Origin of the sequence: Paenibacillus glycanilyticus (assembly GCF_051200795.1) — a bacterium.
Taxonomy (GTDB): domain Bacteria; phylum Bacillota; class Bacilli; order Paenibacillales; family Paenibacillaceae; genus Pristimantibacillus; species Pristimantibacillus glycanilyticus.
Genome location: NZ_CP195155.1, coordinates 1,536,487 through 1,551,303, shown reverse-complemented (window position 1 = coordinate 1,551,303; position 14,817 = coordinate 1,536,487). Strand labels below are relative to the sequence as shown.

The window sequence follows — 14,817 nt, the reverse complement described above, 5'->3', positions numbered from 1 at the left end:
ATTCAAAGTGATCGCTACTCAAATCAATTCCACAAAATGCCGGAATCCCCTGCTAACATGAACATTGAATTTAGATTAATTTTGGCTTTAATGTCCGTTCATGTATAATGTGGCTATTATTCAGACACCCGAGGAGAGCTTAAGAAGCCATATGGCCAACCGAAGAAGATGGAATATCGGCGTCCTTCTGTTACTTATTATTTTTGCCTATGTACTGGTTCAGTTTTATTGGTCTACCGTACGGATTAGAGGTCTTGTAACCCCGCTGGAGGCAGGCGATCAAGATCAAACCAAGCGGCAGATCGCCCTAATCTCGCAAGAGCTGGACAATCCGTTCTGGCGATCCGTGGAACAGGGGGCGCTCAAAGCTGCCGGTCAATACCGGATGGAGCTGCAATACATGGGACCGTTCCGCATTAACGCGGAGGAGCAGATGAAGCTGCTGGAGAAGGCGATTGCCTCCAAGATGGACGGGATTATTTTGCAGGGGATCGGAACCGAGCAAGATAAGGCGTTAATCGAAAAAGCGAACAAGCTTGGGATTCCGGTCGTTACCGTCGACACGGATGAACCCGGCAGCAAGCGCCTCGCTTATGTCGGCACCAATAACGCTTATGCTGGTCAAGAAATGGGACGCCTTATTGCGGAGGACGGACCGAAGGAACCAAGCGGCGTCATTGGCGTTCTTGTAGGCAGCAAGGAGGCTGCCAATCAGCGGCTCCGCCTGGAAGGATTCCAGTCGGTCATTAACACGTATAAGGGGCTCTCCATTGCGGAAGTACGCGCTTCGAATATATCCAGGCTTCAAGCCGCGCAGCAGGCTGAGTTAATGCTGAAGGAGCATCCGGAGATCGATTATATGGTCGGCTTCAGCTCCCTTGACGGTATTGGCATGGCGGAAGCCGTTGCCCGCGTTAAGCCCGGCGGGGTTACTATCTTTTCTTTCGATGACCTGGAGGATACTCTAACCGCTATCAAGAAGAAGCAGATCGAAGCTTCGATTGTGCAGCAGCCCTCCCAAATGGGTTATGAAGCGATGTCTCTGCTGAATCAATATTTTCAGGGACAAACCGTTTCTTCGAAGCAGTATACTCCGATTTCCGTCATTACGGATAAGGAGGTTCCCGCCCCATGACACTTCGAAGGAAGCTGCTGCTCTTTATCCCGCTGCTGGTGCTCCTGACGAACGGCGTCACGTTCTTCCTGTTCGAAAGCTCCAAAACGGTGCAGCACAGCTACAATACGATGATGGACCGCATGCTGCTGTATACCCGGTCGGCGCAAACGGCCGATGAGAATGTGCGGGCCCTGTACGCGTATCTGCTGAACCCCGAGGGCAACAACCGGGCTTCGCTTCAGCAGCAACAGGCGGAACTCGCGCAAATCAGCGGGCAGCTGGCAAGCCAGCGGACGGAGTCCGACATCGCCGGTGTGCTGCAGGGATATGCCCATATGCTTCAGACGCTGGCGGAGCAAGTACAAGCTGCTGAAAAGTCTGCCGCTCCGAACGAGGCGCTGGATTACTATGAGGATACGGAGCGGACGAGCTCTTTCATAAGAGAGGAAGAACGCCGTCTCATTGACCTGGAGCTTAGCGCTTACGAGCCGGTATACCGGAGCATCCAATTGGAAATCGTACGAATGGATTGGCTTGGTCCTGCCGTATTCATCATCAATACGCTGCTGAGTATCGTAGTTGCGTTATGGATATCCAGAAGCATTACGGAGCCGGTGGACCGTCTCGTACAAACGGCGCAGCATCTGTCCAAAGGGCAGCTCGATACCGCTTATCTTCCCGAACGCTCGAATGACGAGCTTGGCATCCTGTCGGAAGCGTTCCGCCATATGATCAAGGATTTGAATGACTTGATGGGCCGGGATAAGGAACGCATGGAATCGGAGCGTCTGGTGAAAGAGCTGGAGCTTCAAGCCCTTCAAAGCCAGATCAACCCGCATTTTTTGTTCAATACGCTAAATGTGCTGTCCAAGCTGGCGCTGCTTGAAGGGGCCGATCAGACAAGCGACCTTATTGTGTCGATGTCCAAGCTGATTCGTTACAACTTAAGCCAGCTGGACCGCCCGGTTACGCTTGGCGACGAGCTTAAGCATGTTCAAGAGTACTTCACGATTCAACAAGCCCGGTTCCGCAACCGCGTAGATATCAAGCAGCAGATCGATGAATCCGTGCTGGATATGCTGATTCCCGCTCTGACGGTACAGCCGCTTGTGGAGAATGCTTTTGTGCACGGCGTGGAACGGATGGAGTCAGGCGGAATGATTCAGCTTGTTATCGAGCGGTCCGGCGAAAACGTTAAAATAGTCATTAGGGACAACGGAGCCGGAATGACAATAGAGGATCGCGACGCGCTTCTTGCCCTGCAAGAGCCCACTAAACCCGCTCCCGCGAAAAAAAATTCAATGGGCTTTGGCACGCGAAATGTGATTAAGCGGCTGCGGCTTTTCTATAACCGGCAAGATGTCGTAAGGATCGAAAGCGAGCCAGGACGGGGAACCTCGGTTATTCTCCTCCTGCCTCAGGGCGAAGAGCAGAAAGGAGGACCGGATCACGATGTACCGTCTATTGATCGCCGATGACGAAGCGCTGGAACGCGAAGGGCTGGAGCATCTCATTCACCGGATGCTGCCGGACAGGTTCCAGATCGCGTTTGCCGATAATGGCCGAAGAGCCATTGAACAGGCGGAGGAATTCCGCCCCCATATCATTATGATGGATATTAATATGCCCGGTATTCAAGGTCTGCAAGCCATCCGGGAAATAAAATCTCGCCTGCCGGACACCAAGTTTATTCTGGTGACGGCTTATGACTTTTTTGCCTATGCCAAAGAAGCGGTTTCCCTAGGCGTAAAAGAATATATCGTCAAGCCTGCCGGACGCGAGCAGATCTCGTCGATCTTGAACCAGCTCATTGAGGAGCTGGAACGCGAGAAATCCAAACGGACCGAAGAGCTGCATTTGCGGGATAGAGTATCCCAACTGCAGCCGCTGGTGGAAAACGAACTGTCCCTCTTGCTTATGGTCGATCAGGTGTTGGATGCGGATGAAGAGAAGCTGTCCGACTGGCTAAGCTTCCCGCTTGATGAGGGCTGCGCGGTTGTTGCGGCCTTCCCTAAGCAGATTTATACACTGGATAAGAAAAAGCTGTACGAAACGTTCCGCAGCTTCGCCAAGACTTACGGGATTTCCTGTATTGTCAGCTCCTTGATCGACTTGCATATGGCTATTTTTATTCGGAATGATACGAAAGATCATGACTGGAAAGCCGAGATCAAGATGTTTGGAGAGAAGCTGTGCAGTCTGGCCGAAAGGCAGTTCCAGCTGCCGGTTACGATAGGAATCGGATCGGTCCAATCAGGCGCTGGAGGCTGGCGCAAATCGTATTTCGAGGCTGTATTCGCTTCTGACGTTGACCGGCATCTCGGCGAGGTCCGCGATTTCGAAGGTGTGGTACAAGGTACGGGGTCAACCGTTGCCGCGGCGGCGGCGGCTCCAGCTTCTTCGGGCGAACACTCCGATCCGGAGGATCAGCGCTCCTATGTAATCTCCGCCCTGCAGCGGATTCGGGAGCAGCGGGAGCAGCAGACGATTAACGTAATGGATAAGGCGAAGCAGTACATTGGGCTTCATTTTACGGAGGAATTGTCGCTCGAGGAGACAGCCGAGCATGTTCATCTGAATCCCCACTATTTCAGCAAAGTGTTCAAGCAGCAGGTCGGAGCGACGTTCATCGATTATTTGACGGGGCTGCGGATCGAGAAAGCCAAGCAGTTGATCTCGTCCGCCGATGAGCTGGCTTTGAAGGAAGTATGCTTCGAGGTTGGTTATAAGGACCCGAATTATTTCAGCCGGGTGTTCAAGCGGGTGACGGGGCTCACCCCGACCGAATACCGCAGTCAAGCGAAATGATTAGGATATGCAGGGAGTTCATGCCAGGGCGGCATGGACTTTTTTGTTTTGGCAAACTAATAAAATGCTATTCGCTTCAAGCACTCTCCTTTATAGCGGACAAGGCGGCTTTTCCATGCTGGAACTACACAAATAAGTGCTGACGAATGTCCGCTAGCCCTCTCCATTCCGGTGTTATAATGAGACTCGTTTCAATAAACGCAACCATTCAATCAGTCACATATGGAAGGGGAATAAATAAAATGAGCAGCTTAACTGCAAATGCCGATGGCAAAAGCATGAAGTTTGTTACGCTCGTTTCGATGATTGCCGCTCTTGGCGGTTTATTATTCGGCTTCGATACCGCTGTCGTATCGGGAGCAATCGGATTTATGCAAGACCGTTTTGACTTAAACGAGGTGGCCGTCGGCTGGGCCGTATCCTCGCTAATTATCGGATGTATTGTTGGCGCGGGATTCTCCGGCGTGCTAAGCGACCGTTTCGGCCGTAAAAAAGTACTTATCGCGGCAGCAGCCCTGTTCATTATCGGCTCGATTGGCTCAGCGATTCCGGATACGTTCTCGATGTACATCGTTGCCCGCATGATCGGCGGTCTTGGGATCGGGATTACGTCCACGCTTTGCCCGCTGTATAACGCGGAGATTGCTCCGGCTAAATACCGCGGCCGTCTCGTTGCCTTGAACCAATTCGCAACGGTTACGGGGATCTTCCTTGTTTACTTCGTCAACTCGGGTATTGCCGGCTATGGCGATGATGCTTGGGATATTGCAAACGCATGGCGCTGGATGTTTGGAGTAGGCGTTGTGCCAGGCGTTATTTTCTTCATTCTGCTCTTCCTTGTGCCTGAAAGCCCAAGATGGCTAATTAAGCAAGGTCGGGCGGAGCAAGCTCTCCATATCCTTCTTCGCATTCACGGCGAAGAAGAGGCAAGGCAAGAGGTTCTCGATATTAAAGCCTCTTTCGCTGATGAAAAAGGCAGCTCGCTCAAAGAGATTTTCCGCCCGGGCATCCGCCTTGCATTGATCGTTGGCGTCGTGCTTGCCGTTCTTCAGCAAGTCACCGGCATTAATGCGGTTATGTACTACGCGCCGGAAATCTTCAAGTCGATGGGCTCCGGCACGGATTCGTCCCTGCTGCAAACGATCCTGATTGGCCTCGTTAACTTCCTGTTTACGATTCTGGCCATCTGGCTGATTGATAAAGTCGGCCGCAAAGTATTGCTGCTAGTTGGTTCGTCCGTCATGACGATTTGTCTGGCGGTTATCGGCATCGCATTCCATACCGGCCATACGACCGGCTCGCTTGTGCTGATCTTTATCCTGATCTATGTTGCGGCATTCGCCGTGTCGCTTGGACCTGTTGTATGGGTCGTTCTGAGCGAGATCTTCCCGAACCGCGTCCGCGGCCGGGCTACCGCAATCGCATCGATGGCGCTGTGGATCGCCGACTACGTCGTTTCGCAGTCGTTCCCGCCAATGCTTGAATCGGCAGGACCATCCGTAACGTTCTGGATCTTTGGCGCCATGTCGCTGATTACGTTCCTGTTCACGATGCGCGTTGTACCGGAGACGAAAGGCAAGTCGCTGGAGGAAATCGAGGCGTCCTGGAACGGGAAATAAGGTGAACGGAATCGTTTCTAAGGACGGGGTATCCCCTTTCCTCTACCGATTACCTTTTTAAAATAAGCAGAAAAGCTGGGCGATTCATTTCGCCCAGCTTTTTTTATTTAGTTGCTCCTGTCCTTTCTTGAAACATAGGCTGCCAACGGCGCTAATGGATTGGAGATGGATATATTATATTCTTGTGCCACCCTCTCGGCTGCTTTGACCATCGAGAGCTGAGCAACGGCTATTTTCTTATCCTGTTCCGATTGGAGCAGTTTCTCGATAAACTTGAAGACTTCGTCGGCGTACTCTGTCTTCTGTCCCTGCATAATAAGCTGGAACGCGTTCTCAATCACTCTGACTTCAATGTCCGGAAGCTGGTAACCATGCGATGAAGCAAAATTCTTCAGCCGCTTCATCGTACCTTCAACAGTTGCGGGATTCGTGAACAGAAGTATTTGCGGCTGCGTTATTTTACAAATCTCATTAAAAAAGGGCTCGTCTATTTTTATAATGGGCAGATTAGTCTCAACTTCTTCAAGTAGAGCAATGTAACCGGTGCAAGTAATGAGAATCGCATCTACACCTGACTGAGTGATCCATTTGATCTGATCAGCGGCTTTCTCCTTAACTTTAACCTTGTCAAAACCTTCTTCCATACACCTCATAAGTCCGGGATCCACAAAGTGTATCAATTCCGCCTTCGAACCAATTGAAGCTTCAATATATTCAATATTGGAATAATGAGCATGTAAACAGCCAATCTTCATTTCATTCAACCTGCCTCTTTGCATGATCGATATTACTTAGAGAATATCATGATGAGCTTGGTGCTGAAAGTTAAAAAAGAGCACCTGCGAAGGATGCTCTAATTATGGTTATCATCTTATCTGATTTCCGCAGCCTTCATCTCCCAAATCTGAAGACTGGAAACCACGGCTTCACCGCTGTCTGTTCGGAGCTGGATGCCGCTACTATTTTCCAATGTCGGATAAACTCTGGCCGTTAGGCAGGTCTCGTCATCCACAAACACTTCCACAATGGATTGGTCCGCGAAAATACGAAGCTTGATAAGCTCCGTGCCGTCTGCAGCCGGCAATTCACCTTGAACCGGCGTTTTATGGACCTTTGGAAGCAGGCTTGAATTCGACCGGTCGATGGTAATCGTATGGGAAGCCAAGTTGAGGCATACATCGGTATGCTCCTTGCCGCAGTCGGAAGCGAATAAGGAAACGGTCAGACCTGTTGCCTCAATCGACTTCCTGTCGATTTCAAGCAAGCATTCGAAGGAGGTCGATTGTACTCCCGATAGAACTGGCGTTTGTCCGATTGCTATATCTTTAAAGCTGTAATTCACGCCTCGCAGCGTCTCCACCTCAGGTACCGGGGACATGGAAAGCGCGCCGCTTGGCTTAAGATCTACGACACGCGGCAGCGCCAGAGCCCCGGCCCAGTCCAGGTTCTCGGGAAATTCTTCGCCTCTGCTGCCTTCCGGGATCCAGCCATGCACAATGCGGCGGCCGTTCTCGTCCACGAATCCGGTTGAAGCATAATAGCCTTCCCAGCCGCCATGGTCCACGGTGCCGTGTTTTTGCACATCGATAAGCTTATCCCCGCTGATCGTACCGGAAAGATAACGAACCGGACCGCTTGGCGAATAGAACAATACCGCTTTATCGCCGAAACGGAACAAATGCGGACATTCCCAGATCCATTCTTCGCCCTTATAAAAAATACCTTGGAAGCTCCATTTCTCCAAATCCTCGGAGTTGTATATAAACGCGCAGCCTTTTTCCTCATGGATTCCGCCAAGAATCATTCGCCAGCCGTCTTCCGTCTTCCAGACGTAAGGATCCCGCCAGTCCCGAATCTCAAGGTCTCCATGAAGCTCCAGGGTTAGAACCGGGTTAATGTCCGGTTTCCGCCAGGTACGCAAATCCGTCCCGCGAGCCATCCATTGCTGTGCTCCGGTAGCCGCATTCCGTTCCCCCTCGCCAATGCTTGTATAGAACAATGTCACTTCGCCGTCATGGACTACGGAGCAGCCGGAGAAGCAGTGAGCTTCGCCATGCTCATAAGAGGGAGCCATTCCAACGGGCAGATGCGTCCAATTCACCAGATCCGGGCTTGTGGCATGCCCCCAATGAATATCGCCCCACTCGGGCTTTGACGGGTTATGCTGGTAAAACAAATGATACTCGCCGTTTAACTGAAACGGTCCATTCGGGTCATTCATCCAGTTGCGAGGTGCCGTAAAATGATACCTTGGTCTATAACGATCCATGTTATCTCCCCTATCCTTTTGGCTGCCAGCTTCATAAGTTCACCTCCACAATATAAACGATATGTTGAATATGTCAATGGTCAAATAAAAACGGCCGTGCAGATTCAAATTCATCTGCACGGCCGCTTATAGGGTTAGATCGAGGAGATACTCCCGTTCATATTAAGGCTTGATTGCGTCGTAGTACTTCGTTTGCATTTCTTTCGCAGCCGCGTCGAGCTGAGCTTGCGTGTCGGTACCTTTTTTCGAGAATACTTCTTGCAAGACGTTCGTCATCGAACCGTAGTATTCTTGCGTATTGTACTGAGCTTCAGGCTTGCCGTCGAGCAGAGCATTGGATTCCGCGTTGTATTTGTATACATTGTCGTACTTGTCGAAGATCGCTTGAACTTTTTTGCCATACTCCGAATCCGGGCTGAAGTAGTTGATGTGCGGCGGAATGAAGTATTTGCCTTCCGTTTTGCGAGCTTGAATGTCTTTTTCGATCGAAGTCAGATAATCGTCGGTGAAGTAGTCGAACGTGATGTAACGGAATGCCATTTCTTGTTCGTCTTTTGTAGCGTTAGGGTTGATGACGAGGTAGTCGCCGCCCAATACGCCCGTATGTTTGCCGCCTTTTTCGGCTGCAGGCATTGGATAAGTGAGTACGTCTTCGATCTTCATGCCGCCTTGGTTCAGCGCTTGCTCCAGTACGCCTTCCGCACCGGCGATAACCATTGCCGTACGTCCTTGGCCAAACGCGCCTACAGCGTCGCCCCAGCCAAGTGCCCAGTCTTTCGGAATAACGTCCGCGTCCCATCTCAGCTTGTTGTAGAAGTCGAGCGCTTTCTTGCCGGCTTCGGAGTTGAATGCCGCCGTTACTTTGCCGTCCGCAATGTTTTGAATCTCGCCGCCTGCTTCGAACAGGAAGTTGGTCCAGTTCCAGCCTGCCTCGTTGCCTTTACCCATTGGAGCGATACCCGCGATCCCTTTCTTCGCATCGGCAACGCCTTTAGCGGTATTCACCATGTCATCCCAAGTCCAGTCGTACGAAGGTACGGCTACGCCTTTGTCATCCAGCATTTTTTTGTTGACAACGGTCGTTGTTACATAACCTTTTTGAGCGATACCGTATACTTTGCCGTCAATGATGAATTGGTTTTGAAGTACCGGGTTGATCTGATCCTTGAACTCGTAGCTGTTGTACAGGTCCGTAATGTCGGCTGCCCAGCCTTTTTCAACGAGGAACTTCGCTTCGGTTGCGTAAGTGTTGAAGAAGGTCGGCGCTTCGTTGGCAGCCATTTTGATGCCGATTTCGTTAGGAGCGTAATGCCAGTCGCTCTTCACGATCTCCACGTTAGGATATACCTTGTTGAAGCGTGCGATCTTGTCGTCTTCCAGCTTGCGGTTTTCGACTTGGTCAGGAAGCGGATAATAAATGCTGATTTTGATTTTCTTTTGCGTAATATCGTCAGATGGTTGTGGAGTGGCTGTTGCCGTGTCAGTGCTTGCGCTTGCATTCGCGCTTTCAGCCGGCTTGTTGCCGTTGTTCGACGTATTGTTGTTGCCGCCGCAGGCGGCAAGAGTCGAACAAAGTAATACCGCAGCTACTGTCGTAAAGACGCTCTTTCTCATTGTAACTCCCCTTCTCGAGTTCGTTTATTTGTTACACCCTCATCATAGTGGAGAGGGATAGGAGCCTGCGAGGTGTATTCCTATTCCGATCATGTGCACTATTACGATTTGAATACTACCCTTTCACTCCGCCCAGATGCAATCCGCGCATGATGTATTTCTGGAAGATCAGGAACACGACGATTGGCGGAAGCATGACCATGGTCAGAATCGCAAACCGGATATTAAGCGCCAGGCCTTTGGCGTTAATCACGTATTTGTAGATCGCCGTCGCCAGCGGATAATGGCTGTCGTTATGCATAATGAGCGACGGCCAGAACCAGTCGTTCCAGGAAGACGAGAAGATAAAGATCGCAAGCGTCGAGAAGATCGGTACCGACAGCGGCAGCGCGATCTGCACGAAGCTTCTCCAATCCGAGGCGCCGTCGATACGGGCTGCTTCGAAAATTTCGTAATGAATCTCGTCGAAGAAGTTTTTGAGCAGCAGCAGGAAGAAGGCATTGGCGCCCGCCGGCAGCCAGAAGGCCGCAAACGAGTTCATGAGGCCTAGATCCTTCAGGTTCACGAAGTTCGGAATGATATACGTTGTTGGCGGAATAAACAAGGTCATCATAAAGAAGAAATAGACCGCTTTGCGCTTAGGCACGTTCAGCCTCGACAAGCTGAAGGACGCAAGTCCAAGAACGCCTACGGTAATGACCAGGTTGCCTCCGAAAATATACAGCGTATTTCTTAGAAACTCCGGAAGATCGATGAAATTCCAGCCTTTGTTAAAGTTGTCGAAATGCCATTCGCTTGGCAGGAACCTCGGCGGGAAGGAGTTAACCTCCACATTGGTTTTGAGGCCGTTAAAGAATGTCGTCAGAATCGGATAAATCATCGAACAGGACATGACGACCAGCACAAGCACCATGATCGAATAGCCGATCAAGATAGGCTTCTTCTTCAGGTCAAACGAAGAGAGTATACCTCTGTCCAGCTGTTTCATCGCACGTCTCCCTCCTTGCCTTGAAGCCTGTATTGAACGATGGCGAGCAAGCCCAGCACGATAAACATCAGAACGCCAAGCGCGGCCGCAACCCCGTAATTTTGCTGGTTAAAAGCGTATTTTACAATGAGCAGCGCGTAGGTCAGCGTAGCATTGTTAGGTCCGCCGTCCAGCATCGCAAGCTGGGATTGGTAGCCCTGCGAGGTACCGATCAGCTGCAGAATGAGAAGAAGGCCAAGCAGGCCTTTGATCGAAGGCAGCGTGATATGACGAATCCGGTTCCATACGCCAGCCCCGTCGATTTCCGCCGCTTCGTACCAGTCGCGCGGAATGCTGAGCACGGCGGCCAAATAGATAAGCATCGCCGAGCCGAATTGCTGCCATGATTCCATAATAACAAGGGAGATCATCGACCATTTGGTATCCGTCATAAAGGATACCGGTTCATCGGCGCCAAACCAGCCTGTAATCACGCCGTTGATCGGGCCGACAGGGTCATAGAACCAGCGCCATAATCCGTACAATACGACTACCGGAATAATATTCGGCAGATAAGCGGCTACGCGGACAACACCTTGGAACCGGCGAAGCTCGGAAATCGCAATGGCGAATACGATCGGAATCCAGAAACCTATCACAAGACAAAGGAACATATAATAAACGGTGTTTTTCACCGCCGTCCAGGCGTCTTTATCGTGAAGCGCGACTTTATAGTTGTCGAATCCAACGAAGCTGTTCCCTTTTACAAAGTCAATGTGGTAGAAGCTGTAGATGAATCCTTTGAAGATCGGGACCCATAGAAACAAGATAAAAATAATAAAGGCTGGAAGCAGGAACAGTAGTCCCCAGAAATGCTTCCTCAAAAATACGGCAAATCGGCCTTTACGCTCGAGAGGCGCGTTTGCGACAGCGTGTTGCTCCATACAAGTCTCCCTCTTTTCTTTAACAATCCTCTATCCTTATTGTAAAAAAAGGAGCCTCCCGAGGTAATGTGCGTATCCAAGGCAATGATGAGTAATTCTACTTCTTTAGCTCGCTCGGACTCATGCCGTAATACTTTTTAAAAATTTTGCTGAAATGCTCCGGCGATTCGTAACCTACCTTCTCCGAAATCTCGTAACGTCTCATGTCCGTATGAAGAAGAAGCCGCTTGCTCTCCTCCATCCGCAGCTTAACGACGTATTCCCACAGGTTATAACCCGTCTCCTTCTTGAACAGATAGCTGAGGTAGTTCGGGCTGACATGGTTGTTCTGCGCGACTTCATGCAGGGTTAAGCCCTTCTGCGCGAAATTCTGGTTAATGTACTCCATCGCTTTCTCGACAATCAGGCTGGTCTGGGCGGTGAACTCTTCTTCGGTTGGGCGCTGGGAATATTGGTTCCAGTTGAAATCCCCGTAATAGAACACATAGTGGTCCTTATGGCGGTCATTGCAGCTAAGCGCTTTGATCACCTGATCGTGAAGCACGTCAATAAATTCGATCCCCTTCAGAATCTGGCTGATGCCGATTACGCTTGTAATTCCCAGAAACTTCTGGATATTGAAATGCAGGCTGCGGCCGATCATATCCAGCTCGTTCATAATGCCGGAAGATGCCGTCTCCCCGTACAACGTCTCATTCCATTGCAAAATAATATTGATTTCCCGCTCCGAAGCGTAAAAGGCGGTATTATTCCAATGCTCGTCAAAGAGCTCGTTTACGATATTAAGCGCGGCATAACGGAGCAGTCTTTCATCCGTCTTCGATAACTCGCGGTTACGGTCCGCAAGATTAAGCCGGATGCGGATCATGGAGAAATAAGGACCCTCTAGCCGGATCCCGTGCTTCTCCTTCAAAATTCGAACGATATCCTGCACTTTAAGCGATGGCTGACTGCTCACGAGCTGATTAAGCCAATCCACGGATTGCGGATTCAGCTCATCCATATGGAAATGCTCCTGCATGCCCGCGATCAGCTCCTCTTGTTCGGCGGGTTCGGGCTTATGGAGCTTTAGCAATACGTTGCGCACGGAATCCAAAAACTGCTCGTTGTTCAGCGGCTTGATCAAATAGTCCTTAGCTCCGAGACGGATCGCCATCTGGGCATAATGAAACGTCTCGTGGGCCGAAATAATAATCGTCTGTACCCATGGCTTAATTAATTTCGCCTGCTGCATCAGCTCGATGCCGTTCATCGTCCCCATCTGAATATCGGTAACGAGCAGATCAATATCGTCGGTCCGCAGGACGTCAAGCGCCTCGTAACCGTTATGAGCCATGTGAATGGCGGAAATATCAATGCCGGAAGAAGCCAGTACGCTGCTTAGACCTTTGCAAATAAGCGGTTCGTCGTCCACCACCAGTATGTTATACATCGCCTAGTTCCTTCCTTTCGCCGGCTGCCGGAAGCTGGATCGTAACGATCGTTCCGCCGCCGTTTCTTTTTTTGTACTGAATGCCGTAGACATTGCCGAAATGCAGCTGAAGCCGCTGATGGATGTTTTTGACGCCGTATCCGGAGGACGATTGCGCGGCCGGCTCGTTCAGCAGAGACTCAATCGCTTTATGATCCACCTCTTTATAACCGTTGTCCTCCACGCGGATCAGCAGCTTGTCGCCTTCGTATTCCGCGTTAATATGAATCTCGCCGTCTTCCCCCATGTTCTTGACGCCGTGGATGATGGCATTCTCGATCAACGGCTGCAGCGTAACCTTCGGAATGAGATGGTTCATCATCTCCTCCGGTACCGCCCAGATGACCCGGAAGTCATAGTCGTAACGCTTCTGCTGCAGCTTCACGTAAGCAGCCGCATGCTCCAGCTCCTCCGCCAGCGTAATCAGCTCCCGGCCGCGGCTTAAGCTGATTTTCATCAGCTTCGACAGCTCCTTGATCATTTCCGCCGATTCGGAATTGCCTTCGAGCGAGCTTTTCCAATAAATGCTCTCAAGCGTGTTGTAGAGAAGATGAGGATTAATCTGTTGATACAAAATTTGAAGTTGGCTTTCCCGCTGCTTGATCTCCATCTGGTATTTGTCGTGAATAAGTCCATTAAGCCGGCGGGCCATATCGTACAGAGCTCCAATCAATACTCCCACCTCGTCGTTTCTGCCTTTGCCAGGCGTCTCCGGCACTCTCTTGCCAGGCTCGTAACGGCGGACAAACGTTGCCAGTCTTTGCAACGGCGTCATTAGCGAACGCCAGAAATAGAATATGACGATACACCCGAACAGGATGTAAGCCACCGATATCAGCTGGATAACCCGCTTCACTTCATTTTGCTGCTGAAGGAGCGATTTGATCGGGATTTTGTAGATCAGCCGCTGCTGCAGCAGCTCATTGTCGCTGGCCATATAAATGTACTCCGAGGTCATAATCGGTTTATTCAGGCTTTCCGCTTCGCCGGAAGCGGTTACAGGAAGCTCAACCGTGGAGCCCATCGTCTTCGGACTTGTGGAGGCCAGAATATAATTCTGCTTATCCGTGAAAAAGATTTCTCCGCCGGGCAAGGATACCGACTGCATGGATTCGGCAAGCTTCTTATCCATGTTGGTTGCGATGAGCACGCCGATGACGCTGTGCCCCTGACTAACGGTATTTACCGCCCGGATATAAGCCAAAGTACGTTTCTTGACGAGCATATCGTTATTTTCGATAATCTCCATAAAGCCTTGACCCTTCAGCCCTACCGCCTTGTCGAACCATTTCGGCTTATTGGCGTCGGAGAAGAAATATACGCCGCTCTGGATCATCTGAACCTTAGGCGCAAAGAAATAATAGTTATTGGGATCATAGATATACAGACTGTAATAAACAGCCTCCCCGCCGTTTAAGGCGGTTGAATAGCCTGCCAGCAAAGCATCCATTTTCTCGTATTTCCGGACGCGTTCAATGACGGTTTCATCGTCATCGGGGACTAGCTGCTGAGCCGTGGGGTTCTGGATAATCGTCGTTGTGATTTTGTTGACGGTATCGATATCCCGGTCGATCAGCGTATGGTTCTGTTTGTTCAGTTCAGCGTAGGCATTCGTTACGTGGCGTTTGAGTATCTGTTCGGCCTCCGAATTTCCGTAGCTGTGAAGAATGAATATCGGGCTGACCATAAGCAGGAACAGGAGCAGCAGCTGCTGCTTCACGCTTAGCTTGGTCATTGGATTGGAAAAGCCCGTTCTCATGATGACGCACCCCCAGCTTCCTTCCTTTAAATATAGCAAATATGCAATTCGGCAGTATGGCTATTCTTATTTATTGTATAGGTAATTTCACGCACTTCAAGCTTTGATTCTAGTAGAAACGAACGATTTTCTGAGATATAAAAAGGAAAATATTGACTGTTTCAACAGTGAAGGGCATAATAGCTGTGTATTCATCATCACGATTCTTTAAGCGAATGCTTGCGATGGAAGAATTGCTTCACTATTCTT

11 protein-coding genes are annotated in these 14,817 nt (G+C 50.4%); 4 read left to right on the top strand and 7 right to left on the bottom strand.

The window, feature by feature from the left end; genetic code table 11:
- Positions 1-151 precede the first annotated feature (151 nt).
- The 4 genes from ACR9FF_RS07035 (at position 152) to ACR9FF_RS07020 (ending at position 5,544) form a co-directional block, all read left to right on the top strand.
- Complete coding sequence (locus ACR9FF_RS07035) at positions 152-1,135, top strand: substrate-binding domain-containing protein (RefSeq protein WP_435169939.1); 984 nt, start codon at positions 152-154, stop codon at positions 1,133-1,135.
- Positions 1,132-2,595: a sensor histidine kinase gene (locus tag ACR9FF_RS07030; protein ID WP_435169937.1), complete on the top strand. Its 1,464-nt coding sequence runs from the start codon at positions 1,132-1,134 to the stop codon at positions 2,593-2,595. The genes ACR9FF_RS07035 and ACR9FF_RS07030 overlap by 4 nt, the downstream gene beginning before the upstream one ends.
- The gene (locus tag ACR9FF_RS07025) at positions 2,570-3,925 is read left to right on the top strand and encodes a response regulator (RefSeq protein ID WP_435169935.1); all 1,356 of its coding nucleotides are present in this window, start codon (positions 2,570-2,572) and stop codon (positions 3,923-3,925) included. Before ACR9FF_RS07030 ends, ACR9FF_RS07025 begins: the two co-directional genes overlap by 26 nt.
- A 242-nt stretch (positions 3,926-4,167) precedes the next feature.
- Complete coding sequence (locus ACR9FF_RS07020; protein WP_435169933.1) at positions 4,168-5,544, top strand: sugar porter family MFS transporter; 1,377 nt, start codon at positions 4,168-4,170, stop codon at positions 5,542-5,544.
- Positions 5,545-5,651: 107 nt separating this feature from the next.
- Here the strand turns inward: ACR9FF_RS07020 and ACR9FF_RS07015 are convergent, their stop codons facing one another.
- The 7 genes from ACR9FF_RS07015 to ACR9FF_RS06985 all read right to left on the bottom strand — a co-directional run bounded on the left by ACR9FF_RS07015 (position 5,652) and on the right by ACR9FF_RS06985 (position 14,568).
- Complete coding sequence (locus tag ACR9FF_RS07015; RefSeq protein WP_435172052.1) at positions 5,652-6,299, bottom strand: hypothetical protein; 648 nt, start codon at positions 6,297-6,299, stop codon at positions 5,652-5,654.
- Positions 6,300-6,415: 116 nt separating this feature from the next.
- Positions 6,416-7,813 carry a glycoside hydrolase family 32 protein gene (locus ACR9FF_RS07010; RefSeq protein WP_435169931.1) on the bottom strand — a complete coding sequence of 466 codons (1,398 nt, stop codon included), beginning with the start codon at positions 7,811-7,813 and terminating at the stop codon, positions 6,416-6,418.
- A 162-nt stretch (positions 7,814-7,975) separates the two neighbouring features.
- Entirely contained in the window at positions 7,976-9,427 is a 1,452-nt protein-coding gene (locus tag ACR9FF_RS07005; protein WP_435169929.1) for an ABC transporter substrate-binding protein, read from the bottom strand.
- A gap of 115 nt (positions 9,428-9,542) precedes the next feature.
- On the bottom strand, positions 9,543-10,415 hold the full coding sequence (locus ACR9FF_RS07000) for a carbohydrate ABC transporter permease (RefSeq protein WP_127490799.1): 873 nt from the start codon (positions 10,413-10,415) through the stop codon (positions 9,543-9,545).
- Positions 10,412-11,338 (bottom strand): carbohydrate ABC transporter permease, encoded by a 927-nt coding sequence (locus ACR9FF_RS06995; protein WP_015842957.1) that lies wholly within the window; start codon positions 11,336-11,338, stop codon positions 10,412-10,414. Before ACR9FF_RS06995 ends, ACR9FF_RS07000 begins: the two co-directional genes overlap by 4 nt.
- A 97-nt stretch (positions 11,339-11,435) precedes the next feature.
- Positions 11,436-12,770 carry a response regulator gene (locus ACR9FF_RS06990; protein WP_116393931.1) on the bottom strand — a complete coding sequence of 445 codons (1,335 nt, stop codon included), beginning with the start codon at positions 12,768-12,770 and terminating at the stop codon, positions 11,436-11,438.
- Positions 12,763-14,568 carry a cache domain-containing sensor histidine kinase gene (locus ACR9FF_RS06985; RefSeq protein WP_127490801.1) on the bottom strand — a complete coding sequence of 602 codons (1,806 nt, stop codon included), beginning with the start codon at positions 14,566-14,568 and terminating at the stop codon, positions 12,763-12,765. Before ACR9FF_RS06985 ends, ACR9FF_RS06990 begins: the two co-directional genes overlap by 8 nt.
- Positions 14,569-14,817 lie beyond the last annotated feature (249 nt).

Excerpts from the sequence above, each read along its gene's own strand:
- ACR9FF_RS06995 (WP_015842957.1), bottom strand. The coding sequence starts at position 11,338 with ATGGAGCAACACGCTGTCGCAAACGCGCCTCTCGAGCGTAAAGGCCGA.
- ACR9FF_RS07025 (WP_435169935.1), top strand. The coding sequence starts at position 2,570 with ATGTACCGTCTATTGATCGCCGATGACGAAGCGCTGGAACGCGAAGGG.
- ACR9FF_RS07010 (WP_435169931.1), bottom strand. The coding sequence starts at position 7,813 with ATGGATCGTTATAGACCAAGGTATCATTTTACGGCACCTCGCAACTGG.
- ACR9FF_RS07020 (WP_435169933.1), top strand. The coding sequence starts at position 4,168 with ATGAGCAGCTTAACTGCAAATGCCGATGGCAAAAGCATGAAGTTTGTT.
- ACR9FF_RS07015 (WP_435172052.1), bottom strand. The coding sequence starts at position 6,299 with ATGAAGATTGGCTGTTTACATGCTCATTATTCCAATATTGAATATATT.
- ACR9FF_RS07035 (WP_435169939.1), top strand. The coding sequence starts at position 152 with ATGGCCAACCGAAGAAGATGGAATATCGGCGTCCTTCTGTTACTTATT.
- ACR9FF_RS07005 (WP_435169929.1), bottom strand. The coding sequence starts at position 9,427 with ATGAGAAAGAGCGTCTTTACGACAGTAGCTGCGGTATTACTTTGTTCG.
- ACR9FF_RS06990 (WP_116393931.1), bottom strand. The coding sequence starts at position 12,770 with ATGTATAACATACTGGTGGTGGACGACGAACCGCTTATTTGCAAAGGT.
- ACR9FF_RS06985 (WP_127490801.1), bottom strand. The coding sequence starts at position 14,568 with ATGAGAACGGGCTTTTCCAATCCAATGACCAAGCTAAGCGTGAAGCAG.
- ACR9FF_RS07030 (WP_435169937.1), top strand. The coding sequence starts at position 1,132 with ATGACACTTCGAAGGAAGCTGCTGCTCTTTATCCCGCTGCTGGTGCTC.
- ACR9FF_RS07000 (WP_127490799.1), bottom strand. The coding sequence starts at position 10,415 with ATGAAACAGCTGGACAGAGGTATACTCTCTTCGTTTGACCTGAAGAAG.